General features: G+C 65.8%; 26 protein-coding genes. 8 read left to right on the top strand and 18 right to left on the bottom strand.

Features of this window, described 5'->3' with window-relative positions; translation table 11 throughout:
* Nucleotides 1-17: 17 nt before the first annotated feature.
* The 12 genes from ACFQ4G_RS13050 to ACFQ4G_RS12995 all read right to left on the bottom strand — a co-directional run bounded on the left by ACFQ4G_RS13050 (nucleotide 18) and on the right by ACFQ4G_RS12995 (nucleotide 9,289).
* The gene (locus ACFQ4G_RS13050; RefSeq protein ID WP_238206149.1) at nucleotides 18-629 is read right to left on the bottom strand and encodes a nicotinate-nucleotide adenylyltransferase; all 612 of its coding nucleotides are present in this window, start codon (nucleotides 627-629) and stop codon (nucleotides 18-20) included.
* A gap of 35 nt (nucleotides 630-664) precedes the next feature.
* On the bottom strand, nucleotides 665-1,963 hold the full coding sequence (locus ACFQ4G_RS13045; RefSeq protein WP_238206148.1) for a glutamate-5-semialdehyde dehydrogenase: 1,299 nt from the start codon (nucleotides 1,961-1,963) through the stop codon (nucleotides 665-667).
* Between the two features lie 107 nt (nucleotides 1,964-2,070).
* Entirely contained in the window at nucleotides 2,071-3,192 is a 1,122-nt protein-coding gene (gene proB, locus ACFQ4G_RS13040) for a glutamate 5-kinase (RefSeq protein ID WP_238206263.1), read from the bottom strand.
* The gene (locus tag ACFQ4G_RS13035; RefSeq protein WP_238206147.1) at nucleotides 3,192-3,593 is read right to left on the bottom strand and encodes a type II toxin-antitoxin system VapC family toxin; all 402 of its coding nucleotides are present in this window, start codon (nucleotides 3,591-3,593) and stop codon (nucleotides 3,192-3,194) included. The genes proB and ACFQ4G_RS13035 overlap by 1 nt, the downstream gene beginning before the upstream one ends.
* Nucleotides 3,590-3,859 carry a type II toxin-antitoxin system VapB family antitoxin gene (locus tag ACFQ4G_RS13030; protein ID WP_238206146.1) on the bottom strand — a complete coding sequence of 90 codons (270 nt, stop codon included), beginning with the start codon at nucleotides 3,857-3,859 and terminating at the stop codon, nucleotides 3,590-3,592. The genes ACFQ4G_RS13035 and ACFQ4G_RS13030 overlap by 4 nt, the downstream gene beginning before the upstream one ends.
* Before the next feature lie 63 nt (nucleotides 3,860-3,922).
* Complete coding sequence (obgE, locus tag ACFQ4G_RS13025; protein WP_238206145.1) at nucleotides 3,923-4,957, bottom strand: GTPase ObgE; 1,035 nt, start codon at nucleotides 4,955-4,957, stop codon at nucleotides 3,923-3,925.
* A gap of 64 nt (nucleotides 4,958-5,021) precedes the next feature.
* Complete coding sequence (locus tag ACFQ4G_RS13020) at nucleotides 5,022-5,516, bottom strand: hypothetical protein (protein WP_238206144.1); 495 nt, start codon at nucleotides 5,514-5,516, stop codon at nucleotides 5,022-5,024.
* Between the two features lie 151 nt (nucleotides 5,517-5,667).
* Nucleotides 5,668-5,934, bottom strand: a complete 267-nt coding sequence (gene rpmA, locus ACFQ4G_RS13015) for a 50S ribosomal protein L27 (protein WP_238206143.1) — start codon at nucleotides 5,932-5,934, stop codon at nucleotides 5,668-5,670.
* Nucleotides 5,935-5,966: 32 nt separating this feature from the next.
* Entirely contained in the window at nucleotides 5,967-6,281 is a 315-nt protein-coding gene (gene rplU, locus ACFQ4G_RS13010; protein WP_238206142.1) for a 50S ribosomal protein L21, read from the bottom strand.
* Nucleotides 6,282-6,445: 164 nt separating this feature from the next.
* Entirely contained in the window at nucleotides 6,446-7,015 is a 570-nt protein-coding gene (locus ACFQ4G_RS13005; RefSeq protein ID WP_238206141.1) for a helix-turn-helix domain-containing protein, read from the bottom strand.
* Nucleotides 7,016-7,148: 133 nt separating this feature from the next.
* A complete protein-coding gene (locus ACFQ4G_RS13000; protein ID WP_379040347.1) occupies nucleotides 7,149-7,751 on the bottom strand; it encodes a hypothetical protein in 603 nt (200 codons plus the stop codon).
* A 17-nt stretch (nucleotides 7,752-7,768) separates the two neighbouring features.
* The gene (locus ACFQ4G_RS12995; RefSeq protein ID WP_238206139.1) at nucleotides 7,769-9,289 is read right to left on the bottom strand and encodes a helicase HerA-like domain-containing protein; all 1,521 of its coding nucleotides are present in this window, start codon (nucleotides 9,287-9,289) and stop codon (nucleotides 7,769-7,771) included.
* Nucleotides 9,290-9,448: 159 nt separating this feature from the next.
* On the opposite strand from ACFQ4G_RS12995, the gene ACFQ4G_RS12990 reads away from it, so the two are divergent.
* Together ACFQ4G_RS12990 and ACFQ4G_RS12985 are read left to right on the top strand one after the other, a co-directional pair.
* Nucleotides 9,449-9,835, top strand: a complete 387-nt coding sequence (locus ACFQ4G_RS12990; protein ID WP_238206138.1) for a DUF2267 domain-containing protein — start codon at nucleotides 9,449-9,451, stop codon at nucleotides 9,833-9,835.
* A gap of 247 nt (nucleotides 9,836-10,082) precedes the next feature.
* Nucleotides 10,083-11,138: a GNAT family N-acetyltransferase gene (locus tag ACFQ4G_RS12985; protein ID WP_238206137.1), complete on the top strand. Its 1,056-nt coding sequence runs from the start codon at nucleotides 10,083-10,085 to the stop codon at nucleotides 11,136-11,138.
* A 94-nt stretch (nucleotides 11,139-11,232) separates the two neighbouring features.
* On the opposite strand, the gene ACFQ4G_RS12980 is transcribed toward ACFQ4G_RS12985, so the two are convergent.
* The 3 genes from ACFQ4G_RS12980 to ACFQ4G_RS12970 all read right to left on the bottom strand — a co-directional run bounded on the left by ACFQ4G_RS12980 (nucleotide 11,233) and on the right by ACFQ4G_RS12970 (nucleotide 13,999).
* A complete protein-coding gene (locus ACFQ4G_RS12980; RefSeq protein WP_238206136.1) occupies nucleotides 11,233-12,096 on the bottom strand; it encodes an SDR family oxidoreductase in 864 nt (287 codons plus the stop codon).
* Nucleotides 12,093-13,223 (bottom strand): tRNA epoxyqueuosine(34) reductase QueG, encoded by a 1,131-nt coding sequence (gene queG, locus ACFQ4G_RS12975; protein WP_379040375.1) that lies wholly within the window; start codon nucleotides 13,221-13,223, stop codon nucleotides 12,093-12,095. Before queG ends, ACFQ4G_RS12980 begins: the two co-directional genes overlap by 4 nt.
* Before the next feature lie 83 nt (nucleotides 13,224-13,306).
* Complete coding sequence (locus ACFQ4G_RS12970; protein WP_238206134.1) at nucleotides 13,307-13,999, bottom strand: glutathione S-transferase family protein; 693 nt, start codon at nucleotides 13,997-13,999, stop codon at nucleotides 13,307-13,309.
* Nucleotides 14,000-14,203: 204 nt separating this feature from the next.
* Between ACFQ4G_RS12970 and ACFQ4G_RS12965 the strand changes: the two genes are divergently transcribed.
* The 4 genes from ACFQ4G_RS12965 to ACFQ4G_RS12950 all read left to right on the top strand — a co-directional run bounded on the left by ACFQ4G_RS12965 (nucleotide 14,204) and on the right by ACFQ4G_RS12950 (nucleotide 18,078).
* Complete coding sequence (locus tag ACFQ4G_RS12965) at nucleotides 14,204-15,007, top strand: undecaprenyl-diphosphate phosphatase (RefSeq protein ID WP_238206254.1); 804 nt, start codon at nucleotides 14,204-14,206, stop codon at nucleotides 15,005-15,007.
* Nucleotides 15,008-15,190: 183 nt separating this feature from the next.
* On the top strand, nucleotides 15,191-17,062 hold the full coding sequence (locus tag ACFQ4G_RS12960; RefSeq protein WP_238206252.1) for a methylmalonyl-CoA mutase subunit beta: 1,872 nt from the start codon (nucleotides 15,191-15,193) through the stop codon (nucleotides 17,060-17,062).
* A gap of 64 nt (nucleotides 17,063-17,126) precedes the next feature.
* Nucleotides 17,127-17,513, top strand: coding sequence for a hypothetical protein (locus ACFQ4G_RS12955; protein WP_379040372.1), 387 nt, complete (start codon nucleotides 17,127-17,129; stop codon nucleotides 17,511-17,513).
* A 145-nt stretch (nucleotides 17,514-17,658) separates the two neighbouring features.
* Nucleotides 17,659-18,078 carry a hypothetical protein gene (locus ACFQ4G_RS12950; protein ID WP_238206132.1) on the top strand — a complete coding sequence of 140 codons (420 nt, stop codon included), beginning with the start codon at nucleotides 17,659-17,661 and terminating at the stop codon, nucleotides 18,076-18,078.
* A gap of 569 nt (nucleotides 18,079-18,647) precedes the next feature.
* On the opposite strand, the gene lepA is transcribed toward ACFQ4G_RS12950, so the two are convergent.
* A complete protein-coding gene (lepA, locus tag ACFQ4G_RS12945; protein WP_238206131.1) occupies nucleotides 18,648-20,453 on the bottom strand; it encodes a translation elongation factor 4 in 1,806 nt (601 codons plus the stop codon).
* A 447-nt stretch (nucleotides 20,454-20,900) separates the two neighbouring features.
* Nucleotides 20,901-21,710, bottom strand: a complete 810-nt coding sequence (locus tag ACFQ4G_RS12940) for a HugZ family pyridoxamine 5'-phosphate oxidase (RefSeq protein WP_238206250.1) — start codon at nucleotides 21,708-21,710, stop codon at nucleotides 20,901-20,903.
* Between the two features lie 352 nt (nucleotides 21,711-22,062).
* On the opposite strand from ACFQ4G_RS12940, the gene ACFQ4G_RS12935 reads away from it, so the two are divergent.
* Nucleotides 22,063-22,773 (top strand): response regulator transcription factor, encoded by a 711-nt coding sequence (locus ACFQ4G_RS12935; RefSeq protein WP_018046124.1) that lies wholly within the window; start codon nucleotides 22,063-22,065, stop codon nucleotides 22,771-22,773.
* Here the strand turns inward: ACFQ4G_RS12935 and ACFQ4G_RS12930 are convergent.
* The gene (locus ACFQ4G_RS12930; RefSeq protein WP_238206278.1) at nucleotides 22,770-23,027 is read right to left on the bottom strand and encodes a hypothetical protein; all 258 of its coding nucleotides are present in this window, start codon (nucleotides 23,025-23,027) and stop codon (nucleotides 22,770-22,772) included. The genes ACFQ4G_RS12935 and ACFQ4G_RS12930 overlap by 4 nt on opposite strands.
* On the opposite strand from ACFQ4G_RS12930, the gene ACFQ4G_RS12925 reads away from it, so the two are divergent.
* On the top strand, nucleotides 22,908-24,605 hold the full coding sequence (locus ACFQ4G_RS12925; RefSeq protein WP_238206248.1) for a stimulus-sensing domain-containing protein: 1,698 nt from the start codon (nucleotides 22,908-22,910) through the stop codon (nucleotides 24,603-24,605). The two genes, ACFQ4G_RS12930 and ACFQ4G_RS12925, sit on opposite strands and share 120 nt — an antisense overlap.
* The last annotated feature ends 9 nt before the right edge of the window (nucleotides 24,606-24,614 follow it).

Raw genomic sequence — 24,614 nt, 5'->3', positions numbered from 1 at the left:
GAGTCGCGACGCGCTCGTCAGCGTCCGGCCCTGAGGGCGGTGGACGACAGGGTCGAGCGCGGGCCGTGGAGAAACACCCAGGCCGGGGGTTCGAGATCGGCGAGGATGCCCGCATCCGATTCGTCGATGCGCCACCGTGCCATGGCCTGGGCCCCACGCGCGTTCGGTGACGTCAGGGTGAACCCTGGCCTATCGATGATCGCGATCGGCATCATGGCGGCGATAGCACGAAAATCGCGCCAGCGGTGAAATGCCGCGAGACTGTCGGCGCCCATGATCCAGACGAAACGAACCTGGGGATGCCGCGCCCGGAGATAATCCAGGCTCTGGCGCGTGTAGCGGGCGCCGATCCGCGTCTCGAAATCGGTGATGGCGATGCGCGGATGGTTCGCGATCCCGTCCGCGATCTCCATCCGCCGGTCGAGGGGGGCCAGCGCCGAGCGGTCCTTCAGCGGGTTGCCCGGCGTGATCATCCACCAGACGCGGTCGAGGGCCAGGCGTTTCAACGCGACCAGGCTCACATGGCGATGGCCGAGATGCGCCGGGTTGAACGATCCGCCGTAGAGCCCGATCCGCAGACCGGGTGCGGCGGGCGGCAGCCGGGCGAGCCCGGCCGCATCAAGCCGCACGGGTGGTGCCGGCGAGCCGCATCAGGCAGGCCGCATCAAGGACGCGTCTGCCCGCGACCGTGGACGCGGTACTTGAAGGTCGTCAGCTGCTCGACGCCCACCGGACCGCGCGCATGCATGCGCCCGGTGGCGATGCCGATCTCGGCGCCGAAGCCGAACTCGCCGCCATCGGCGAATTGCGTCGAGGCATTGTGGGTGACGATGGCCGAATCGACCTCCGCCAGGAAGCGCGTCGCCTCGTCCGCGTCGGCGGTGACGATGGCGTCGGTGTGGTGCGATCCGTTGGTCTCGATATGGGCGATGGCCGCATCGAGCCCGTCCACCACCTTCACCGCGATGATCGCGTCGAGATACTCGGTGCGCCAGTCGGCCTCCGTCGCGGCCACGACCCGCCCGTCGACGGCCTGCGTCGCCGCATCGCCGCGCACGACGCACCCGGCCTCGATCAGCGCCGTGACCAGGGGAGCGAGATGGGTGTCGGCCACCGCCCGATCCACCAGCAGGGTCTCGGCCGCGCCGCAGATGCCGGTGCGCCGCATCTTGCTGTTGAGCACCAGGGTGCGGGCCATGTCGAGATCGGCACCGGCCGCCACGTAGACGTGGCAGATCCCGTCGAGATGGGCGAAGACCGGCACCTTGGCCTCGGACTGGACCCGCTCCACGAGCCCGCGCCCGCCGCGGGGCACGATCACGTCGATGCAGCCGTCGAGCCCCGACAGCATGGCGCCCACCGCCGCGCGGTCGCGGGTGGGGACGATCTGCACCGCGTCGGCGGGCAGGCCGGCTGCCTCCAGCCCCTCGCGCATGGCGCCGGCGATCGCCATGGCGGTGCGGTGGCTGTCGGAGCCGGCGCGCAGGATGGCGGCATTGCCGGCCTTCAGGCAGAGGGCGCCCGCATCGGCGGTGACGTTGGGGCGGCTCTCGAAGATGACCCCGACGACGCCGAGCGGCACGGCGATGCGCTCGATCAGCAGGCCGTTGGGCCGCTCGAACGCCGCGAGCTGGCGGCCGACGGGATCGGGCAGCGCGCCGATCTTGGCCACCGCGTCGGCCATGGCGGCGAGCCGGCCCTCGTCGAGGGTGAGACGGTCGATGAGCGCCTGGGTCTGTCCGTTCGCCTTCGCGGCGGCGACGTCGCGGGCGTTCTCCGCGAGAATCGCGTCGCGGTTCATCCTCAGGCGGTCGGCCACCTGGCGGAGGGCGATGTCCTTCGCCTGGGCCGACGCCTGCGCGACCCGGCGCGCGGCCGCGCGGGCGCGACGCCCGATCTCGTGCATCTGCTCGGAGAGATCGGGGGGCGCGGCGAAATCGGATCTCAGGTTCAGAACGGGCACGGTCTGGTTCCTCGCAGCTCACCGTTCAAGGCGATGGCGGCATATCGATTGCGCTGTCATGCCATGCACGGAGGCGGCAAAACAAGCACATTGCTCAATATCCGAGCCTATTCTCCCACCATCGCGAGGTCATCGCGATGCACCATTTCCGCGCGACCGGGATGAGTGAGCAATTCGGCGATCTCTCGACTCGGGCGACCGATGATCTGTGCCGCCTGAGCACTGTCATAGGCCACGAGGCCCCGCCCGAGGGTGTGGCCCTGCACGTCCCGGATGACCACCGCATCCCCGCGCCCGAAGCTTCCCTCGATCCCGGTGACGCCGACCGGAAGCAGGCTCGCGCCGCCCTGCAACGCACGGGCCGCACCGGCATCGACCACGAGGATGCCGCGCGGCTCCAGCGAGCCGGCGATCCAGGCCTTGCGCGCGGCGACGGGGTTCGAGCCCGACAGGAACCAAGTGCAGCGCCCGCCCTGGAGGATGGCGTGCAGGGGGTTCTTCTCGCGCCCGTCGGCGATGATCATGTGCGTCCCGCCGCTCGCGGCGATCTTGCCCGCCTCGACCTTGGTCCGCATGCCGCCGCGCGAGAGTTCGGAGGCCGGCCCTCCGGCCATGGCCTCGATCTCCGGGGTGATCCGCTCGATGAGGGGCAGATGCCGCGCCTGCGGGTCGCTGGCGGGGGGCGCCGTGTAGAGCCCGTCGATATCCGAGAACAGCACCAGCACGTCGGCGCCGATCATGGTGGCGACGCGGGCGGCGAGCCGGTCGTTGTCGCCGTAGCGGATCTCGCTGGTGGCGACCGTGTCGTTCTCGTTGACCACCGGGACGGCGCGGACTTCGAGGAGCTTCAGCACCGTCGCGCGGGCGTTGAGGTAGCGGCGGCGCTCCTCGGTGTCCTGCGGCGTCACCAGGATCTGGCCGGCGGCGATGCCGTGATGGCCGAGCGCCTCGGCCCAGTAGCGCGCGAGCGCGATCTGCCCCACCGCCGCGGCGGCCTGGCTCTCCTCCAGCCGGAGCGTGCCGGGCGGGTAGCCGAGCACCGTCCGCCCGAGGGCGATGGCGCCGGACGAGACCACGAGGACATCGACGCCGCGCGCATGCAGGTCGGCGATGTCCTCGACGAGGGCCGCGAGCCAGGCATGGCGCAACCGCCCGCGCGAACGATCGACGAGGAGCGCGGAGCCGACCTTGATGACGACGCGGCGGAAATCTTGAAGCGAGGGGATCATCACGTCAGGGGCCATGCGGACGTGATGTCGGTTCGTCCGAAATCATCGCCCTTGAACAGAAGCGGGAGCTTGGTGTGCCTTGCCACCGCATACGACAGGCAGTCGCCGAAGTTGAGCCGGGCCGGATGACCGCGCCCCTTGCCGAAGCGGGCGAAGGCGTCACAAGCGAGTTCATGCATCTCCGCATCGAAGCCGAGCACGGTGATCGCCGGACGGCTCGTCAGGCCGTCGAGAAAGTTCACCACCTCGTCCGGGATTCGCGAGTCGAGAACCATGCGGGCCTCGACCAGGGTCGGAGCCCCGACCACCGCCTTGCGACTCGCGATGAGGCGGTTGAAGTCCCACTCCTCGGGTTCGCACAAGGCGATGGCCACGATCGCCGAGGTGTCGAGGACGGTCATATGGGCAGGCCGAAAGCGTCGTACATATCCCGGTGATCGGAGGTGGCACCCGGCCGTTTGTTGGCCGAAGCTTTCTTTGCCAGAGCCCGGAGCGCCTCGAATTCCGCCTGTTGGCTCGGCGTGAGCTCATCACGTGGCGTGAGCTTCGCCCCGAACTCCCGCAGGGCCTGCAGAACGACGTCTGTCACGCTGGTGTCGAGGCGTTCGGCGATGTCCGAGGCCAGGGCATGGGCCTCGTCGCTGCGAATATTCAATTGCCTGGTCATGACACGTTCTCGCCCGCTAGCTGGGACGACCGGCATGCTAGCACATCGCAGGAGGACCGTCGCTCACGGCTGCCAGGCCTCCGCCGGCTGTGCCTCGGCCTCGGCCGCCTTGGCCTCCATCATCTCGCGGGTGACCGCGCGCAGGGCGTCCTGCACACCGAGGCCGGTGGCGGAGGACAGGATCAGCGGCTTCACCTTGGCGGCCCGCTTCAGGCGCGCCACCTGCTCCTTCAGAGTGTCGGGATCGACGATGTCGGCCTTCGACAGGGCGACGATCTCCGGCTTGTCGGCGAGGCCGTTGCCGTAGGCCTCGAGCTCCTTGCGGACCAGCTTGTAGGTCTTGCCGGCATGCTCGCTCGTCGCCTCCACCAGATGGAGCAGCACGCGGCAGCGCTCCACATGCGCGAGGAACTTGTCGCCGAGGCCGACGCCGTCATGGGCGCCCTCGATCAGGCCGGGAATGTCGGCGAGCACGAATTCGCGCTCGTCGGAGCGCACCACGCCGAGGCCCGGATGGAGCGTCGTGAACGGGTAGTCGGCGATCTTCGGCTTGGCCGCCGTCACCGTGGCGAGGAAGGTCGACTTGCCGGCATTGGGCAGGCCGACGAGGCCGGCATCGGCGATGAGCTTGAGGCGCAGCCAGATCCACTGCTCGTGGCCCTCGAGCCCCGGATTGGCGTGTTTGGGCGCGCGGTTGGTGGAGGTGGTGAAATAGGCATTGCCGAAGCCGCCATTGCCGCCCTTGGCGAGGCGCACCCGCTGGCCGACATGGGTCATGTCGGCGATCAGGGTCTCGCCGTCCTCGGCGATGATCTCGGTCCCGGCGGGGACCTTGAGCACCACGTCCGCCCCGTTGGCGCCGTGGCGGTTCGAGCCCATGCCGTGCTCGCCCTTCTTGGCCTTGAAATGCTGCTGGTAGCGGTAGTCGATCAGCGTGTTGAGGCCGTCGACGCACTCGACCCAGACGTCGCCGCCGCGCCCGCCGTCGCCGCCGTTCGGGCCGCCGAACTCGATGAACTTCTCGCGCCGGAACGCGACGCAGCCGGCGCCGCCGTCACCGGAGCGGACATAGACCTTGGCTTCGTCGAGGAATTTCACGGGTGCTCTCGTCTCTGTCGTTCGGTCGCGCGGCATGCCGGCGCGAATCAGGGAGGATCGGGGATCAGGCTGCGCCCTGTCGGCACTTCCCGTCGAGGTTCAGGTACTGCACGCTGCGCAGACCCGCCTCGAACCACGCCCCACCCGACTTCGTCCGGTCATAGGCGTAGAGATTGATGACGATGGCGCCGTCCGGCGAGGTGAGCGTCGCCGGAACCTGCGCATCGTCGAAGGCCCAGGCCGGGCGCGGCGTATCCCGGCCGAACTCGGCCCGGCTTCCGTCCATCTCGAACTGGCTCACCTGGGCGAAGTCCGGCCGCGAATCCCGGTCGGTCACCGCGAAGGTGAAGCCGACCTTGGGGCTGCGGCCGACGAAATTGTAGAACTCGCAATAGAGCGTCGGAATCTTTCGAGACGGCTGCGGCGCATCGTCGGTCCTGACGACCCCGGATGCGGGCGCCTCGCTTCGACCCTTCGGACCGAAGACGGCCGCCGCGAGCCCAACCAGCAGGAGACCCGCCAGCACGAGGCCGGCCAGTACGAGAGTGCGCTTCGTCATGGCCGGCCGCTTCCGGACGCAACACCGTTCAGACGACGAAAGGGAGGATGGTTCGCCATCCTCCCTCCGATATCCATCGATTCTCGGCCTGTCGATTCTCGCGAAGGCGCCGCCCGAAGCGGGATGTCGCCTCGCAATGGGAGACCGTGGATTACTCCGCGGCTTCCTGGTGCGGCACGACGGCGACGAAGGCGCGTCCGCGCTTCACCTGGAACAGCACGCGGCCATCCGCCTTGGCGAACAGGGTGTGATCCGTGCCGATGCCGACATTGACGCCGGGGTGGAACTTGGTGCCGCGCTGGCGAACGATGATGTTGCCGGCGATGACGGCCTCGGAACCGAACTTCTTCACGCCGAGGCGCTGACCGGCCGAGTCGCGGCCGTTGCGGGACGAGCCGCCTGCTTTTTTATGGGCCATGGGAAATCACTCCGAATGTGTCGATCAGAACGTCAGGCGCTGATGCCGGTGATGCGCACCACGGTGTGGTGCTGGCGATGACCGCGCTTGCGGCGCGAGTTCTGACGGCGGCGCTTCTTGAAGGCGATGACCTTGGCGTCGCGGCCGTGGCTGACGATCTCGCCGGCGACGCTGATGCCGGACAGGAGCGGCGCGCCGACCTGGGTGGCGCCTTCGCCGTTCGTGAACAGCAGGACATCGCCGAAGGTCACGGCGGAACCGGGCTCACCCTCGAGGGTGGCGATCGTGATGGTGTCGTTGGCGGCAACGCGATATTGCTTGCCGCCCGTCTTGATGACTGCGAACATCGTTCTCTCTCGTGTTCTCTGCCGGCCTCCGGCTCACGCCTGGACCGTCTTCTTGTTCAGGTCATCCGCGACACCGATCGAGCGATGCGCGAACGCGAAACGCGCGGACTTCGTCGAGGAAGCCGCGCGTTGCGAGGCTGGATAGGCGCTCGGGGGGTGATTTGTCAATGCGATGGCGCGGCCGGGATGCCGGGCGAGGCACTCGGGGGTCCTTCGATTCCCACGTCATCGCGTTCCATCAGCACCGATTCCACGATGGACGGATGGCGCGCAATGATCGCCAGCAGGATGCGCGCGGAGGCGTCGGGCCGGTTGCGGCCCTGGTCCCAATTCTGAACCGTATCGAGCTCGAAGCCGAACGCCGTCGCGAAATCCGCCTGAGACAGGTTCAACCGCGTCCGGATGTCCTTCGGACTGACCTCTGGGATCTTCAACTCGACCGCCTCGATGCCGAGATCCGAGAAATCGGCGACGAGGGCGTCGGAATTCTCGCTCCACATCTGGGCCGCGACGGTGTCGCCCGCGGCGATGCGCTGGAGGAACCCGTGCGCCCGCTTGAGGGACACCCCGTGCGAGACGAGGAGACGGGCAACGTCGACCGGGCGGTCGATGTCAGCTTTGTCGATCTCGGCTTTCATGCGCAGCCGCGGGCGAACGGGGATACCGGAACGGGCGCTGGACTCGGCCTTTGGCGCGTCCCGTCGTGCGAGTGCTTCCTTCAACGACAAGGCCATCGGCGCCCGCCTCCTCCATGAGTCGTCATGCGATCGCATTGAGGCCCGCAGGGCCCGTGGCATCATTGCAGGTCCGCGCGAGTAGCCCTCCAAAACGGAATCCTAATCGAAATTTGGAGCGCCAACGCTTGCTTCAATCGGTCTGTGTCACGGCGTAGAAATGCCCGCCGAGGTGCTGAATATTAACCTTGGCGCCATCTCGGTGGATACCCTGGAGTCTCCAGTCCTGACGAGCCTGCTCAAGCCAACGTTTGGAACGTTGATCCGCCGAAAGAATGATCTCACCCGCTTCGTCGAAGACGAGCGTAAGAAATTGGTTCGTCGAACCGGCTCCGCCTGTCTCTCCCCAATCGAATGCCTTCAGTCGGGGGGCGTCCGCCTGCCTCACCATGCGGGCGATTTCTGCATCATAGTGGCTTCGGTTGAGTGTGAAGCGTAGCCAAGTGGGCGTGAGGCCTAGATGTTGGCAGAGGAACAGCGGCACCGCTGCCGCGAATGGTGCCATGAGGACCGATAGAACTCGCCGCCAGCGGCGCCGGAAAAGGTTGAGAGTAAGGCCGACGAGGAGCGTGACGGCGAGGAGCAGCCCAGGGATCAGCAGGATCGGAACGAGGAGGATGAAAAGATTGAATGCGCGATCCAGTTCCCAGCTGAACGCGAGGAGAAGGTAAAATCCGAGCGTCAGAACCACATAGAAGACTGTGAAGCTATCGCTCTTGGGCTGCGCTTCGAACACCACCCTCATCGCACGACCTACCGCTTCATCAGCCCACCCAGCACGTTCCGCAAAATCGCATTGCCCACCTGCGTGCCCACCGTCCGCGCCATGGAGCGGGCGGCGTTGCCGATGACCTGTTCGGCCAGGCTCTGCGGCGGGCGGCGGCCGCCCTTGGCGGCGGGTTTCGAGCCGAGCACGCCGCCCAGCAGCCCGCCGAGCATGCCGCTCAGACCGCCCTCCGATTGCTGCGCCGCTTCGGCGGGGGCGGAATCGAGGTTCTTGCGCTTGGCCAGGATCTCGTAGGCGCTCTCGTTGTCCACCGCCTCGTCGTATTTTCCGCGCAGCGGGCTTTTCGCGATCAGATCGGCGCGCTCCGCCTCCGTCAGCGGTCCGACCCGGCCCTGGGGCGGGGCGATGAGGGCGCGCTCCACCACCGAGGGCGTGCCCTTGGCTTCGAGGAAACTCACCAGGGCCTCGCCGACGGCGAGCTCGGTGATCGCCTTGGCCACGTCGAAGCCGGGATTCTGGCGGAAGGTCTCGGCCGCCGCCTTCACCGCGCGCTGGTCGCGGGGCGTGAAGGCGCGCAGGGCGTGCTGGACCCGGTTGCCGAGCTGGCCGAGCACGGTCTCCGGCACGTCGAGGGGGTTCTGGGTGACGAAATAGACGCCGACGCCCTTGGAGCGGATCAGGCGGACCACCTGTTCCACCGCATCGAGCAGGGCCTTGGGCGCACCGTCGAACAGGAGATGCGCCTCGTCGAAGAAGAACACGAGCTTGGGCTTGTCGAGGTCGCCGACCTCGGGAAGCTGCTCGAACAGTTCCGACAGCATCCACAGCAGGAACGAGGCGTAGAGACGCGGCCGCTGCATCAGCTTGTCGGCGGCCAGGATGTTGACGATCCCGCGCCCCTCGCGGTCGACCTTCATGAAGTCGTTGAGATCGAGGGCCGGCTCGCCGAAGAACTGGTCGGCGCCCTGGTTCTCCAGCATCAGCAGCTGGCGCTGGATCGCTCCGACGGAGGCGGCCGAGACGTTGCCGTACTTGCCCGAGATCTCCTTGAGGTTCTCGGTGAGGAACAGCAGCAGCGCGCGCAGGTCCTTGAGGTCGAGGACGGGCCATTGGTTGTCGTCGGCGACGCGGAAGGCGATGTTGAGCACGCCTTCCTGCGTGTCGTTGAGTTCGAGCAGGCGGGCCAGCAGCAGCGGCCCCATCTCGATGACCGTGCAGCGGATCGGGTGCCCCTGCGCCCCGAACAGGTCCCAGAACACCACCGGGAAGCGGTCGGGCTCGTAGGTGATCCCGAGCTCCTCGGCACGCTTCACGAAGACCGGCTTCGATTCGCCGGCCGCCGCCAGCCCGGACAGGTCGCCCTTGATGTCGGCGGCGAAGACCGGGACGCCGGCATTGGAGAAGCCCTCGGCCAGGACCTGGAGCGTCACCGTCTTGCCGGTGCCGGTGGCCCCGGCCACGAGGCCGTGGCGGTTGGCGAGCCTGAGGGTGAGCGCCTCCGGCTTGGTGCCGCTTTTGCCGACGAGGATGGTGCCGTCGCTCTGCATGATCGCCTGAACCCACCGCTTCGCGTCGCGCCCAGCGCGTCGACCCTGGCGTTATGCCGCCGACGACACGCATTTTCCAGCGCCGCCGGAGCCGGCGCTTGATTTCATCGCGGACAGGCCGGATGGACTACGGACCCGCATGCGTTGGAGCATTTGCACATGGAAGAGTTGATCGCCCGCGTCACCAACGTGACCGGTCTCGATGCCGCGACGGCGCAGACGGCCATCGGCCACATCCTCGCCTTCCTGCAGAAGGAAGGGCCGGCCACCGAGGTCGCCCAGCTCTTCGCGGCGATGCCCGGCGCCGACGCTGCGGCGGCCCAGTCCAACGAGGGCGAGGGCGGCGGCGGCCTGATGGGCATGCTCGGCGGCATGATGGGCGGCGGCGTGATGGCGCTCGGCCAGAAGCTGATGGCGGCGGGCGTTCCCATGGGACAGATGCAGCCACTCGGCCGCGAACTCTTCGCCTTCGGCCGCGAGAAGGCCGGCGAGGACGTGATGGGCCCCATCGTCGGCTCGATCCCCGGCCTGAACCAGTTCGTCTGAGACCGGGACGCCAAGGACCGGTTCCTCTCCGCCCTCGGGGGAGAAGGAACGGCCTGCCGATGCTTCGGCGGCTACCCATGGAGCCGCCGGGGCCACACCCTTCCCCGCACTCACTAACCATCTCTGGCTAAACGCAAAAGCCTGTCATAAAAGCGTTCGGGCTTCGTGATGATGTGGCCCCGCCGACATGAGGCTCCGGCGCTCCATCGGGAGCCGGCCTCGCGGGTCTGGCAGAGCGGATTGGACCATGGTCCCGAACTTCGCGCGCGATGCGTCCACGGCGTGGCTCAACGGCTGGGAAGCGCATGTCCATGCCCCCATCGCCCGTTTCAAGCAGAAGCGCCTGGAGGCCGGGACTGCGGGCTTTGCCGGGTTTTCCGGTTTCACGAGCCTTCCGGGCTTCGGTGCGAAGGCGCTGATCCCGCCGGGCGGGACGCCGATCAAGTTCAAGCCGCGCCTGAAGAAACCGCTCGCCGCTCCGGGTCTCGACCCGGTCCTCGGGCGTATCGGCGACCTCGAAGTGCGCCTCGCCACCACCGTCTCGGAGATCCGCCGCGCCCAGCGCCTGCGCTACCAGGTGTTCTACCAGGAGATGTCGGCGGTCGCCTCGGGCATGTCGCTGCTGTCGCGGCGGGACATCGACGATTACGACACGGTTTGCGACCATCTGCTGGTGATCGACCATGCGGCGACGGAGGCGAAGCCCTTCCGCCGCCCGAGGCCGAAGGTGGTGGGTACCTACCGCCTGCTGCGCCAGGACGCCGCCGACCGCAATTTCGGCTTCTACACCGCGGGCGAGTACGACATCGCGCCGCTGCTCGCCGCCCATCCCGGCAAGCGCTTCCTCGAACTCGGCCGCTCCTGCGTGCTCAAGCCCTATCGCACCAAGCGCACGGTGGAACTGCTCTGGGCGGGGATCTGGGCCTATGTCCAGCATCACCGGATCGACGCCATGCTCGGCTGCGCCAGCCTGGAGGGGACCGACCCCGACAGGCTCGCCCTCGCCCTGAGCTTCCTCCACCACCATGCCCGCGCCCCCGAGCCCTGGTGCGCCAGGGCCTTGCCGGGGCGGCACGTCGCCATGGACCGTCTGCCGCGCGAGGTGGTGGACCCGAAGGCCGCGCTCCAGGCGCTGCCCCCGCTGATCAAGGGATACCTGCGGGTGGGCGCCACCTTCGGCGACGGCGCGGTGATCGACCACCAGTTCGGCACGACGGACGTGTTCGTGGTGCTGCCGGTCTCGGCCATCGCCGCCCGCTACATCGGCCATTTCGGCCCGGCCGCGAACAAACGCGCGGCCTGACCGCGGAATCCGGTACGAAGCCCTTCCGAATCCCGTACCGAAGCCCTTCCGAATCCGGTACCGAAGGGGCCCGCAATGGAGCTCGAACCGGGGGTCAGATGGAGGCATCCGCGACCAGTGCGGCCAGCCCCTCGCGGTAGGTCGGATAGGCGAGGTCGACGCCGAGTTCCTCGCGGATCAGGCGGTTTCGCACGCGCTTGTTCTCGCCGTAGAAGCTGCGCGCCATCGGGCTGAGATCGGCGGTCTCGAAATCGATCTCCGGCGGCAGGGGCAGATCGGCGAGCCCCGCCGCATATTCCGTCACCACCTGCGGCGCCGTCGGCTCGTCGTCGGTGACGTTGTAGATCGCGCCGTTGCGCGGCCTGTCGATGGAAGCGAGCAGAGTCGTCGCGATGTCGTCCACATGGATGCGGTTAAACACCTGTCCCGGCTTGATAATCCGCTGCGACTTGCCCTCCCGCAGCTTGACGATCGGGTTGCGGCCGGGCCCGTAGATGCCGGACAGGCGGAAGACCTGCACCGCCTTGCCCGTCCGCGCCCCGAGATCGAGCCAGGCCTTTTCCACGGCGATGCGGCCGTGGGAACGCCCCTTGGTGGGGTTGGGCTGCGTGGTCTCGTCGATCCAGGCGCCCTGCTGGTCGCCGTAGATTCCGATGGTGGAGAGATAGCCGATCCAGCCGATCCGGCTCTTCTCAATGGCCTCGCGATAACGCGCCAACACCGTATCCCCCTCCCGTCCCGGCGGCGCCGAGACCAGCAGCACGTCCGTATCGGCGAGGTCCGCCGCGATCCGCTCGTCATCCGCATCGGGACCGAATCCGCGCAGAACAACATCGCCGAACCCGGCGCCCGGCCGGGTCGTGTCGGTGACGGTGGCGCGGATCCTGTCGAACCGTCCGGACGCGCGTTCGACGAAGCGGCGTGCCGTGAAACCCAGACCGAAGACGAAGAGGTTCATGCCGCCGTATTCCCCACGTAATCGCGTGCCGCGCGCCATTCCGCGCGGACATCGGCATCCGTTTCGCCGATGGCGTAGCGATTGAAAAGGTCGTGCACTACCGCCGCGTCGGCAAGGCGACCGAGAGCCCACACCGCCATGCCGCGCACCAGCGGCGACGCGTCGGACAGGCAACTTTCGGCCTCGACCGCCAGGGATACGTCGCCCGAATTCCCGATGGCGATGAGGACGTTGCGCAGAAAGCGGTCGCGCCCCGTGCGCTTCACGGGAGTTCCGGCAAAACGCGTCCGGAAGGCCGCATCATCGAGTCGCGCCAATTCCGCGAGCGGCGGTGCGGCGAGGTCGGCCCGCGCACCTAGACGCCCCTCTGCGGCGATCACGGCGAACTTGTTCCAGGGGCAGATGGCGAGGCAATCGTCGCAGCCGAAGATGCGGTTGCCGATGAGGTCCCGGAATTCCGGTGCGATCGGACCCTCGTGTTCTATGGTGAGGTAGGAGATGCAGCGCCTGGCATCGAGCTGATAGGGCGCCGGAAACGCCGCCGTGGGGCAGATGTCGAGGCAGCGGCGGCAAGAGCCACAATGGTCGTCCTCCGGTTTATCGGCCACCAGATCGGCCGAGGTGTAGATCGCCCCTAGGAGCAGCCAGTTTCCATGCTCGCGCGAGATCAACACAGTGTGCTTGCCCTGCCATCCGAGGCCGGCTGCGGCGGCCAGAGGCTTCTCCATGACGGGCGCGGTATCCACGAACACCTTCACCCGCACGTCGCCCTTGGCGGAGAGGTAACCGCCGAGCTCCTTGAGCTTACCCTTCAAAACCTCGTGATAATCCCGGCGCTGGGCATAGGCCGCGATGGCGCCGCGATTCTTCAACGCCAGCAACGAGAGCGGGTTGGTCTCGGGGCTGTAGGTCATGCCGAGCATCACTACGCTACGGACTCCCGGCCACAGGGTCGCCGGATCTGCGCGCTGGTCGGCGCGATCCACCATCCAGGCCATCTCGCCGTGGTGCCCAGCTGCGAGCCATGCCGACAGGCGCTCTCGAAGCGCAGGCACGGCATCGGGTGTCGTGACCCGAACCAAGTCGAGGCCGAGATGACGGGCGCGAGCCTCGACAGCCTGTCTCAGGGCATCACCGGAGAGGATCTTGCGCTGCTGCCGGCGACCGGCCGCCCGCTTACCTTTCGGATGAGTGAGGTCTGCTGGAGTGTTCAGAAATCCAGGTCCGCGTAATGATCGGCCGGCGCCATGCCCGGCACCCGGTCCGCCAGCAGCATCCGGAACGAGGGGCGCGACTTCAGCCGCGCGTACCAGTCCCTCGCCGTCTCGTCCTCGTCCCATGGCACGTCGCCGAGATAATCCACGCAGGAAAGGTGGGCCGCGGCCGCGAGATCCGCATAGGTCAGATGATCGCCAGCGATCCATTTCCGACGGGACATCAGATAGCCGATGTATTTCATATGATAACGCACATTGGCACGTGCCGCCCGGATGGCGTTCATGTCTGGCGGACCGCCGCCGTTGGCACTGGTCATGAACCGCTTGGAGATCTTTTCGGTGACGAGGTAGCCGGTCACTTCCGCGTCGAATTTTACCAGGAACCAGTCAAGTAGGCGGCGGACCTCCACGCGCTGAGCGGTGGTCTCGGGCAGGAGACGCCGTCCGGTCAGGCCGAGACCGCGGGTCTCGTCGAGATATTCGGCGATGATCCCTGCTCCCGGGATGGCAAGCCCCGTTTCCTCTACCAGGACCGGCGTCGTACCTGCCGGGTTGATGAGCAAGAAAGACTCCCGGCGGTCCCACACCCGCTCCTCCACGAGCGCAGGCTCCATGCCCATCTCGCTGAGTACGAGACGGATGAAGCGCGAGTGCGGACAAAAGGGAGAGTGGTGAAGCGTCGCCATAGAGGCCGTTTGAGAGGGAAAAAAGTCGCGGGACGCGCCGTGTCGAGGCCGCATGGAAGATGGTCGGCAGTCGAGACTTATTGCCCGATCATTGCCGCCTCATTAACACGCTGAACATGGCCCGGTAACCGCTCATCAACCCTGATCGCCGACACCTCCCGGCGAACCGTGCTTTTCACTCTGAACAATCGAGGCGATGACATGATGGATGCCATGAGCATCGTGAAGGCGGTTGTGCTCGCCGTTGTCGAGGGCGCCACCGAATTCATCCCGGTCTCCTCCACGGGCCACCAGCTTCTCGTCGGTCATTTCATCGGCTTTCAATCGCCCAACAACACGTTCGAAGTTCTGATCCAACTCGGCGCGATTCTCGCGATCCTCGCCGTCTACTTCCGCCGCCTCCTCGGGATCGCCACGGCCTTCTCCACCGATCCGAACGCGCGACGCTTCGTCTTCGGCATCCTCCTAGCGTTCCTGCCCGCGGCGATTATCGGTGGGCTGTTCTCGAAGTATATAAAGTTCTACCTGTTCAATCCCTGGATCGTCTGCGCCACGCTGGTGGCCGGCGGTCTCGTCCTCCTCGTCCTCGACGAGACCGAACTCGATGTGAAGAAGCGCGACGTCTTCGATTTTACCCTGCCAATGGATTTCAAGATTGGCATCTTCCAATGCCTAGCCATGATTCCGGGCGTGTCGCGCTCAGGCGCCACCATCGTCGGGGCGATGCTGATGGGAGCAGACAAACGCTCGGCAACCGAATTTTCGTTCTACCTTGCGATCCCGACAATGGCCGGCGCCTTCGCAAAGGATCTCCTCGACAATTATAAAAACCTCTCGAAGGACGATGCAGGACTAATTGTCATCGGCTTCGTCGTAGCCTTCATCTCTGCCTTCATCGTGGTGCGCACAGTGCTCGACTATGTCGCCTCACATGGATTTCGGCTGTTTGCCTGGTGGCGCATCATCGTCGGCTCACTCGGTTTCGCCGGTCTGATCCTATTCGGATGAGGAAGCCTAGACAGCGGCTGCTCTTCGGTGCGACGCCCTGAGGACGGGAGCGCTTTCTTTGCCTCCGCCTCGACTTCTTTGATAGGTGCGCCGTGTTGCCCGCCAAGCCTTGCCGTGCGAGGGCTGTCGCCGAAAGCGTCCGGCCACGAGCGGCCGGCGGAAGCCCGCGCCAAGGCCCTGACGATGGAAGACCGCCCCCTCGCCGACCTGTTTCCGACTCCGACTCGCGAGCGTTGGCTCGGGTTGGTGGAAGGCGTCCTGAAGGGTGGAGATTTCGAGAAGCGGCTCGTCTCCAGATCGACGGACGGCATACGGATCGAGCCGCTCTACGAGCCGGCCGCCCCCGTGGCGCAGCCTATGCGCGCGCCCGGCCCGTGGCGCATCTCCCAGCGGGTGGACCATCCCGAAGCGCAAGCCGCGCACGATCTGGCTTTGGCCGATCTCGAAGGCGGCGCCGATGCGCTCACCCTGGTATTCTCGGGTGCAGCCTCAGCGCGCGGTTTCGGCCTGAAGGCCGAGGACGTGCAGACCCTCGACAAAGCGCTTGCCGGCGTGATGCTGTCGCTAATCGCGATGCGCCTTGATGCCGGCGGACATGGCCTGGAGGCCGCAAGGCTGGTCAAGGCGCTGGCCGCGCATCGCAGCGAAGATCTCGGCCGTCTCGATCTCGACCTCGGGATCGACCCGATCGGCACTCTCGCTACCACCGGCCGGCTCGATGCGACCATCCCCGAACTCGGCGCAGCCGTGTCGTCTCTGCTTTCCGAGTTCGATCGGGCCGGCTTCACCGGCCGGGCGATGCTCGCCGACGGGCGACCATACCACGAGGCCGGCGCCAGCGAGGCTGCCGAACTTGCCGCCGCCCTCGCCGCGGCGGTCGCCTATCTGCGCATGCTGGAGGCCGGTGGGCATGACCTCGCCCGCGCTCGCGACGCGGTCGCCATCCTGCTCGTGGCCGATGCCGACGAATTCCTCACCATCGCCAAATTCCGTGCCATGCGCCGCCTTTGGGCGCGGGTGGAAGCCGCCTGCGGGCTGGAGCCAAAACCGCTGCGTCTGCACGCGGAGACCGCATGGCGGATGATGAGCCGACGCGACCCGTTCGTGAACATCCTACGCACCGGGATGGCCGCCTGCTCGGCCGGCCTCGGCGGCGCGGATTCTGTGACAGTCCTCCCCTACACCGCATCCTTGGGCCTCGCCGACGCCTTCGCTCGTCGGGTGGCACGCAACAGCCAGATCGTCCTTATCGAGGAATCGAATCTCGCCCGCGTTGCCGATCCCGCGGCCGGAGCCGGCGGCTTCGAGGCGCTTACCGAGGAGCTCACCACCACGGCCTGGGCCGCGTTCCAGGCGATCGAGCGCGAAGGCGGCATCATCGCGAGCCTGCAGTCCGGCGCGATTCAGGGCCGCATCGGCGAGACCCGGGCCATCCGCGCCAAGAATGTCGCCACGCGGCGTGATCCGATCACCGGAGCGAGCGAGTTTCCGTTTCTCGCTGAGAAGCCGGTGACGGTCCTCGACATCTTGCCCACTGAGACACTCGCGCAGGCTTTCTCTCTCGGCGGAACCGAGACGACTACCTGCGAGGCATTGCCCTCAATCCGCCTCTCCGAGCCCTACGAAACGTTGCGCGACCTTTCCGACACCCATCTTGCCGAGACAGGGCAGCGGCCAATGGTGTTTCTCGCGAATCTCGGGGCGGTCGCCGTCTTCAACGCCCGCTCGACCTTCGCCGCCAACGCCTTCGCGGCAGGCGGCATTGAGGCGGTGAACGAGGAGGGGTTTTCGGATCCCGAGACCGTGGGTCGGGCGTTCGTGACCTCCGGCGCGCGGATCGCCTGCATCTGTTCGTCAGACGCTGTCTACGCCATCCAGGCCGTCGCAGTAGCAGAAGTACTGAAGCGGGCTGGCGCGAGGAGGGTTTATCTAGCAGGCAAGCCTGGCGAACTCGCACAGGAGCTCGATGCGGCCGGCATCAATGCCTATCTCTATGCCGGAAGCGATCTCCTTACCCTCGTTCAGACTGCGCTCAGTGAAGCCACGAAGGCGTGAATCGCAACCATACGAGGCTCAGGGGGGTTCCCGTCCCGACCACGTCTTTGCAGAACGGGCCATGATGCGACGCTCCTTCCTCGCTGCCGGTACTCTCGCTCTCATCACGGCCTTCCTCGGAACGGCGGAGGCCGCAAAGCGCAAGGTCGTGGTGCCCCACCGCTACGACGGCAACTGGAGCATTGAGGTCATCACCCAGGACGGGCCCTGCGATCGCGCCTACCGCTACGGCGTTCAGATTGCCAAGGGTGAGGCGACCTATCCGGGCGGCGATTTCGATATCAGGGGTCGCGTCTCCGGCAACGGCGCCGTGCGAGCGACCATTATGCGGGGTTCCGATGGTGCCGATGTCGTCGGCCGGCTCAACCGCGATGGTCTTGGCAGCGGCACGTGGGCGAGCACCGGCCTGATCCGCTGCACTGGTCGCTGGAATGCTGAGAAACGTGGCTGAACGTCTCCCTGTAATCGGCCGAGCACAGTCGGCTCACGAAATGGTGACTCGCTGATCCCATATGGCGGCATGCCCTGTTCCGGTCCAAGTCTTCGATAAATTGTCGAGACGAACCAGAATGGGTCAGCTTCGGGGTACGTGCGCGATGAAAGCTCGGCTGCTTAGCGTTCTCTTGATCAGTGTCGTATCATTGGGTGCCGCGGACGCGGCTCCTCGTACACCCGGGCACGCTCATGCGGGTATCGTACCGCTGGAGCGAGCCGCCACAGACTGCTTTGCCGAGACGGTGATGGCGAACCCAGGTGCAATGCGCCACGCCAGAGCGGGCCGTTGGTACGAAGCGGCCGGAATCATCGGGTTTCTGTGCCGCCCTGAAGTGGATGCGCTGATCCGTACCCACGACCGACTTTTCGGCAAAGGCACCGGCGAGCGCTATTTCAAGATGGCCTATACGAAGCATCTCGGCGGTGAACTCGCCGTCCGCCTCCAGCCGATGCTGGAGAGGAAGGCGGTGGCAACAGCTGAGCCGCCCGCCGACAAAGCAGCGGACGATGGCACGCATTAGAGTTGTCAGGCGTCGATCAGATTCGCGTCCTTCGCCGCGGGCTCAATGCTGCCATCCTGTCACGGCGAGACTGGCATCCGGGCGGAGGAGTATATCCACGACAGTAGGGTTTCGGTCCGCCACGCCCGGATCCAGCAGGACTCCCCGAACCAACGCGCGTGCCTTTTGGAACGAAGTTCCGAAGACAGGGAGATCTCCTAAGCAATCGCGTCTTTGACGGCCAACGCGGCGCGGACTTCGTTGCGCGGGTCGAAGCGTCGGTTGGGAAGCGTGAACATCAGTTTGTTGAATTCCCGGGCGCCCTACGCTCCACGGGTTTGCAGATGGCCGATGCGGATGAGAGCGGCTTCAATGTTGAGGATCGCGATAAGACACAGGATGGGCGGATGAAGCGTCGCGCCATTCCAAAACATTCCGCGGTAGGGTGAATCAGCTTCAAACGTCGGGGCCGCACGATGCTGGCTCGATCGTCAGGGCCGTGCTGCGAGTGCGGACTACGAGGGCCGCGAGTTCGGCGAGGCAATCCGTATCGGCGCGCTGGAAACGAGCCGATACGATCGCCCAGAGCCTCAATCGTCCATCTTCAGCGCGGCGATGAACGCCTCCTGCGGGATCTCGACCTTGCCGAACTGACGCATCTTCTTCTTACCCTCTTTCTGCTTGTCGAGTAGCTTGCGCTTACGCGAAATGTCGCCGCCGTAGCACTTGGCGGTCACATCCTTGGAAAGGGCCTTGATGGTCTCGCGGGCGATGATCTTGCCGCCTAAAGCCGCCTGGACCGGGATCTGGAACAGGTGACGCGGGATCAAGTCCTTCAGCTTCTCGCACATGGCGCGGCCGCGATGCTCGGCACGGGTGCGGTGGACTAGCATCGAGAGGGCGTCCACCGGCTCGGCATTGACAAGGATCGACATCTTAACGAGGTCGCCCTCGCGGTAATCCGAGATGTGATAGTCGAAGCTCGCATAGCCCTTCGAGATCGACTTCAGCCGGTCGTAGAAATCGAACACCACCTCGTTGAGGGGCAGGTCGTAGACGACCATGGCGCGTTTGCCGACGTAGTTGAGGTCGACCTGGGAGCCGCGTCGGTCCTGGCAGAGCTTAAGCACGCCGCCGAGATGCTCGTCGGGGGTGAGGATGGTGGCGCGGATCCAGGGCTCCTCAATGGCGGTGATCTTCATCACGTCCGGCATGTCCGCCGGGTTGTGCAGCTCCTTGATCGTGCCGTCCGTCATCTGCAGTCGGTAGACCACGGACGGGGCCGTGGAGATGAGGTCGAGGTTGAACTCCCGTTCCAGGCGCTCCTGGATGATCTCGAGGTGGAGGAGCCCAAGGAAGCCGCAGCGGAAGCCGAAGCCCAGAGCCGCGGAGGTCTCCATTTCGTAGGAGAAGCTGGCGTCGTTCAGGCGCAGCTTGCTCATGGCGCTGCGCAGGGTCTCGAACTCGGCGGCGTCCACGGGGAAGAGACCGCAGAACACCACGGACTGCACGTCCTTGAAGCCCGCCAGCATCTCCTTGCAGGGGCGCTTGTCTTCCGTGAGCGTGTCGCCGACGCGGGTGTCGGCGACCTCTTTGATCGAGCCGGTGAAGAATCCGACCTCGCCGGGGCCGAGCTCGCCGATATCGGCCATCTTCGGGCGGAACACGCCGATCTTGTCGACGCCGTGGACGGCATCGGCCCGCATCATGCGGATGTTCATGCCCTTCTTCAGGACGCCGTCGACGATGCGCACCAGTACGACGACGCCGAGATAGACGTCGTACCATGAGTCCACCAGCAGGGCCTTGAGGGGTGCGTCGCGGTCGCCCTTAGGCGGCGGCAGGCGGGTGACGATGGCCTCCAGCACCGCCTCGATGTTGAGGCCGCTTTTCGCCGAGATCGCCACGGCCTCGGAGGCGTCGATGCCGATCACCTCCTCAATCTGGGCGCGGATGCGCTCGGGCTCCGCCGCCGGCAGGTCGATCTTGTTAAGGACCGGCACGATCTCATGGTTAGCGTCGAGCGCCTGATAGACGTTGGCCAGCGTCTGCGCCTCGACGCCCTGGGAGGCGTCTACCACGAGGAGCGAGCCCTCGCAGGCGGCTAGCGACCGCGAGACCTCGTAGGCGAAGTCCACGTGGCCCGGCGTGTCCATCAGGTTGAGGATGTAGTCCTTGCCGTCCTCGGCCCGGTATTCGAGGCGCACCGTCTGCGCCTTGATGGTGATGCCGCGCTCCTTCTCGATGTCCATCGAGTCGAGCATCTGCTCGCTCATGTCGCGGAGCGCCACGGTGCCGGTGGTCTGGATCAGCCGGTCGGCGAGCGTCGACTTGCCATGGTCGATATGCGCGACGATGGAGAAGTTGCGGATGTTGTCGATGGGGACGGTGGTCATCGAGAGGTCTGTCTCCGGCGCGGTCGCGGTCCGTCGGCGTAAGGACGGGCCCGGCGCACGGCTTTTTGGTGTGTGGACGCGTGCTGGGAGATAGCAGTGTGGCCCCGGCACGCCAAGCGGAGGTAGAGCGCCTCAAAGAAAGGACACCCTCTGCCGAACTTCCCGCATCGTCGATCTCATGGATCATGCGATCCATTGGATCGTAGGTGATGAGGCAGCGGGCGGGGACACCGTTCAAACCTTCGAGACGCATGATCGGCGGTCGTCAGGGCCAATCGCGGGAAAAACCACGATCCGACGGTGACCACTCTCATCCGACTTGACGCCTGCAAAGCGATCAAAACAACCACCCGGTGACGCGGCAACAGAACGAAGCGGCGCTTGGCCTCGGGTGCCTTGACGACCAAAAGTCGCATAAAGTCTTTAAATTTGTATCTTAGATTGTGCTCAAAGGGTGGGCGCGAGAGCCTCGCGAGCCTTGGCAGCCATCTGGACCACTGCCTTGCGCAGGCCGCCCATGTCGGTGACCGGCACTGGATAGAGGACGCGCACGGTCCGGTCACCGGCCAGTAGGTCCATTCCCTCAGGGTCGATACCGGTCAGGCGCCAGGGACCGTCACCCTCGCCCTCCATCCTCGCGTAGAGGGCGAGGGCGTCGGCATGGTCTGCATTCATGTGATTGATCGCCCCGCGCTCACCGGCCAATAGAGCGTCCGCTCCCGATAGGTTCAGACGCAGCTCAGCGGGCGTCAGCGTCGCGGCTTTGGCGAAGCCGCCGTTCAGATGGCCGGCACTGGGCTCGAGGGCGAAGAATCCAAAATCCGGGAAGTCAGCATAGAGCTTCGCCTTCGGATGGCGCGCGACGAAACGCTCGCGGATGCGTGGCTCGTTCGTCTGTGCTGCACGACCGGTGACAGTGAGACGAGGGTGGGCCAGAGGATCTCCCTTTCCGCCGGCGCTGAACAGCAGCGAGGCACGCGGGTCGGCGAGGAGGTTGCGCGTATGAGCCGAAAGCCGCGACAGCAGCAGCAGGGGCGTACCATCGACATCAGTGGCGATGGTGACCAGGGAAGCGAATGGTGTGCCGTCCTGTGCATCGAGGGTCGCCAGCGCACCGGAGCGGATGCTTCGGAGGAGATGCCGGGCTAGACCAACTGCATCGAAAGGAGCTTCGGAGGCCGGCAGCGGAACAGCTGGCCTTCGCTCCTGCGACGAGGGCCCTGCTCGTTCGCCCTCGACCTGACGATCCTCGATCATTTCACCTTCAGCCATGTTCCGCCCTGCCCTGGTATGGTTTCGTATCGGTGTCCCGGATCATCCGGCGTTCATTCAGTATCGCGATGATAGCGCTTGAAGCGACGCTTTTGCGAGGCTCCCGAACTGCGGCACGCCAGCCTCAGTCAAGCGTCAAATCAGCCCAAACATCGAGGAAGCTCGCTTTTTTGAACCGAACTCTCTACACAACCTGACTCTCCGCGCGAATGCGGCCCATGCTTCCGGCGATCCGCTAGCGCGTTTTGCCGGCCCTCCTTTCCAGAGGGCGGGATGCGGAGATGGTTGAGCGAACCAACGTCCGCGAAGGCCGCATCCGAGCAATAGGGAACGTGCAATGCCTACCATCGCCCTCGTGGACGACGACCGAAACATCCTCACCTCCGTCTCGATCGCCCTTGAGACTGAAGGCTACAGGATTCAGACCTATACCGACGGTGCCTCGGCCCTTGATGGATTGAAGCATTCCCCTCCGGATCTCGCCATCTTCGACATCAAGATGCCGCGCATGGACGGGATGGAACTCCTGCGCCGCCTGCGCCAGAAATCGGACCTACCGGTGATCTTCCTCACCTCGAAGGACGAGGAGATCGACGAACTCTTCGGCCTCAAGATGGGTGCCGACGACTTCATCCATAAGCCGTTCTCGCAGCGTCTGCTGGTCGAGCGGGTGAAAGCGGTCCTGCGCCGCTTCGCTCCCAAGGACGGCCCCGGCGCCGCGGCGCGCGAGGCGGATGCCGCCGCCCGTTCTCTGGAGCGCGGCCTGCTGATGATGGATCCAGAGCGACACACCTGTACCTGGAAAGGCGAGGCCGTGACGCTGACGGTCACCGAATTTCTAATCCTGCAGGCCCTGGCCCACCGCCCCGGCGTGGTCAAAAGCCGCAACGCCCTGATGGATGCGGCGTATGACGATCAGGTCTATGTCGATGACCGTACCATCGACAGCCACATCAAGCGGCTGCGCAAGAAGTTCAAGGTCGTTGATACCAACTTCGATATGATCGAGACCTTGTACGGCGTCGGCTACCGCTTCAAGGAAGGCTAGGCGTGACATTTGAACATCGCTTCGGCGTCGCGACGTCGCACCTCTAGATCCGGACGATCGTGGCCTCCAACGACCAAGGCGAAGATTCGCGTGACCGTGACCCGCAGCGCGGCCTCCTGAATTTGCCGCGCGCGATTTGGCGCGGCATCGGCCAGCGAGCTTCGTCGAGCCTGACGCGCCGTATCGTGGTACTCAACCTCGTCGGATTGATCGCACTGCTGTTCGGCTTCCTTTACCTGAATCAGTTTCGGCAAGGGCTGATCCAGGCACGAGTGCAGAGCCTGTTGATCCAAGGCGAGATCATCGCTGGCGCAATCTCCTCTTCGGCCTCGGTCGATACCGACGCGATCCGAATCGATCCCGACAAGCTGCTCCAGCTTCAGGCCGGAGAGGGCGGCGCTGGTGACGACGCTCCTTCACCTCTGACCTTCTCGCTCAATCCGGAGCGCGTGGCCCCGTTGCTTCGCCGCCTCATCACGCCAACGGGCAATCGTGCGCGTGTCTACGACCAGGATGGCGGCCTACTCTTCGACACGCGAACGCTCTCGGCCCGTGGCGAGATGGGCCGCAACGACGGCATCGCCTTGCGGCGCAAAGGGAATTTCCTTGAAAGGGCTTGGGAGCTCGTCCAGGCCAAACTGTTCGGTGCCGCACGGACGCCGGTGATAGAGGAGGTCGGGCCTGCGAGCGGCCATAGCCTGAAGGAGGTCCAGGTGGCGCTGAGCGGCGCCCGGGGCACGCTGGTTCGGCGTAACGAGGCCGGAGAGACCAACGTTTCAGTGGCAGTCCCGATCCTTCGGGCGGGGGCGGTACGCGGCGCCCTGATGCTCTCGACGCAAGGCGGTGACATCGACAAGGTGATCGCTTCCGAGCGTTTCGGTCTGCTTCAGGTCTTCCTCATCGCCGCCGCCGTGATGCTGGTGCTGTCGATCCTGCTCGCCGGGGCCATCGCCGGCCCGGTGCGACGACTCGCGGACGCCGCCGAGAAGGTTCGCCTCGGAATCAAGTCGCGCGAGGAGATCCCCGACTTCACCGGCAGGACCGACGAAATCGGCCACCTCTCCGGAGCATTGCGCGACATGACCCAGGCCCTCTACCGGCGCATCGACGCCATCGAGAGCTTCGCGGCCGATGTCAGCCACGAATTGAAGAATCCCCTCACCTCGCTCCGCAGTGCCGTCGAGACGCTTCCTCTCGCCAAGACCGACGATTCGCGCTCACGCCTGCTCGCCATCATCCAACACGACGTGAAACGGCTCGACCGCCTGATCAGCGATATATCGGACGCCTCTCGCCTCGATGCGGAACTCGCCCGCGCCGAAGCGCGCAAGGTCGACTTGCGCAAGCTGATGACGACGGTGGTGTCGGTTGCAAATGAACGCCGCCGTCCCAAGGACGCCCTTATTCAATTCGACGTTGACGCCCCCTCCGGCGATGTGGAGGCGCCTTTCATGATCTTCGGTCATGACAGCCGGCTAGGGCAAGTCGTCAACAATCTCCTCGACAATGCCCGCTCGTTCTCACCCCCGGATGCCAAGGTGCGGGTAGCGTTGCGCCGGGCCCGCGCCGACGTCGAGCTGATCGTCGAGGATGAGGGACCCGGCATCCCCGAACATGCCCTGGAGCGGATCTTCGAGCGCTTCTACACCGACCGGCCGGAACAAGGGTTCGGCCAGAATTCCGGCCTCGGTCTCTCGATCTCGCGCCAGATCGTCCAGGCTCATCGTGGCGCCATCCGGGCCGAGAACCGGCCTGGCCCGGCCGATGAGAACGGTGAGCCGACGGTGCGCGGAGCACGGTTCGTCGTGCGCCTGCCCGCCGCATCCCGCTAGACGAGGCGG

Source organism: Methylobacterium marchantiae (genome assembly GCF_042679825.1).
In the GTDB taxonomy this organism is placed as follows: domain Bacteria; phylum Pseudomonadota; class Alphaproteobacteria; order Rhizobiales; family Beijerinckiaceae; genus Methylobacterium; species Methylobacterium marchantiae.
Note: the sequence above shows the minus strand (reverse complement) of the source record. Positions and strands in the feature narration are given on the sequence as shown.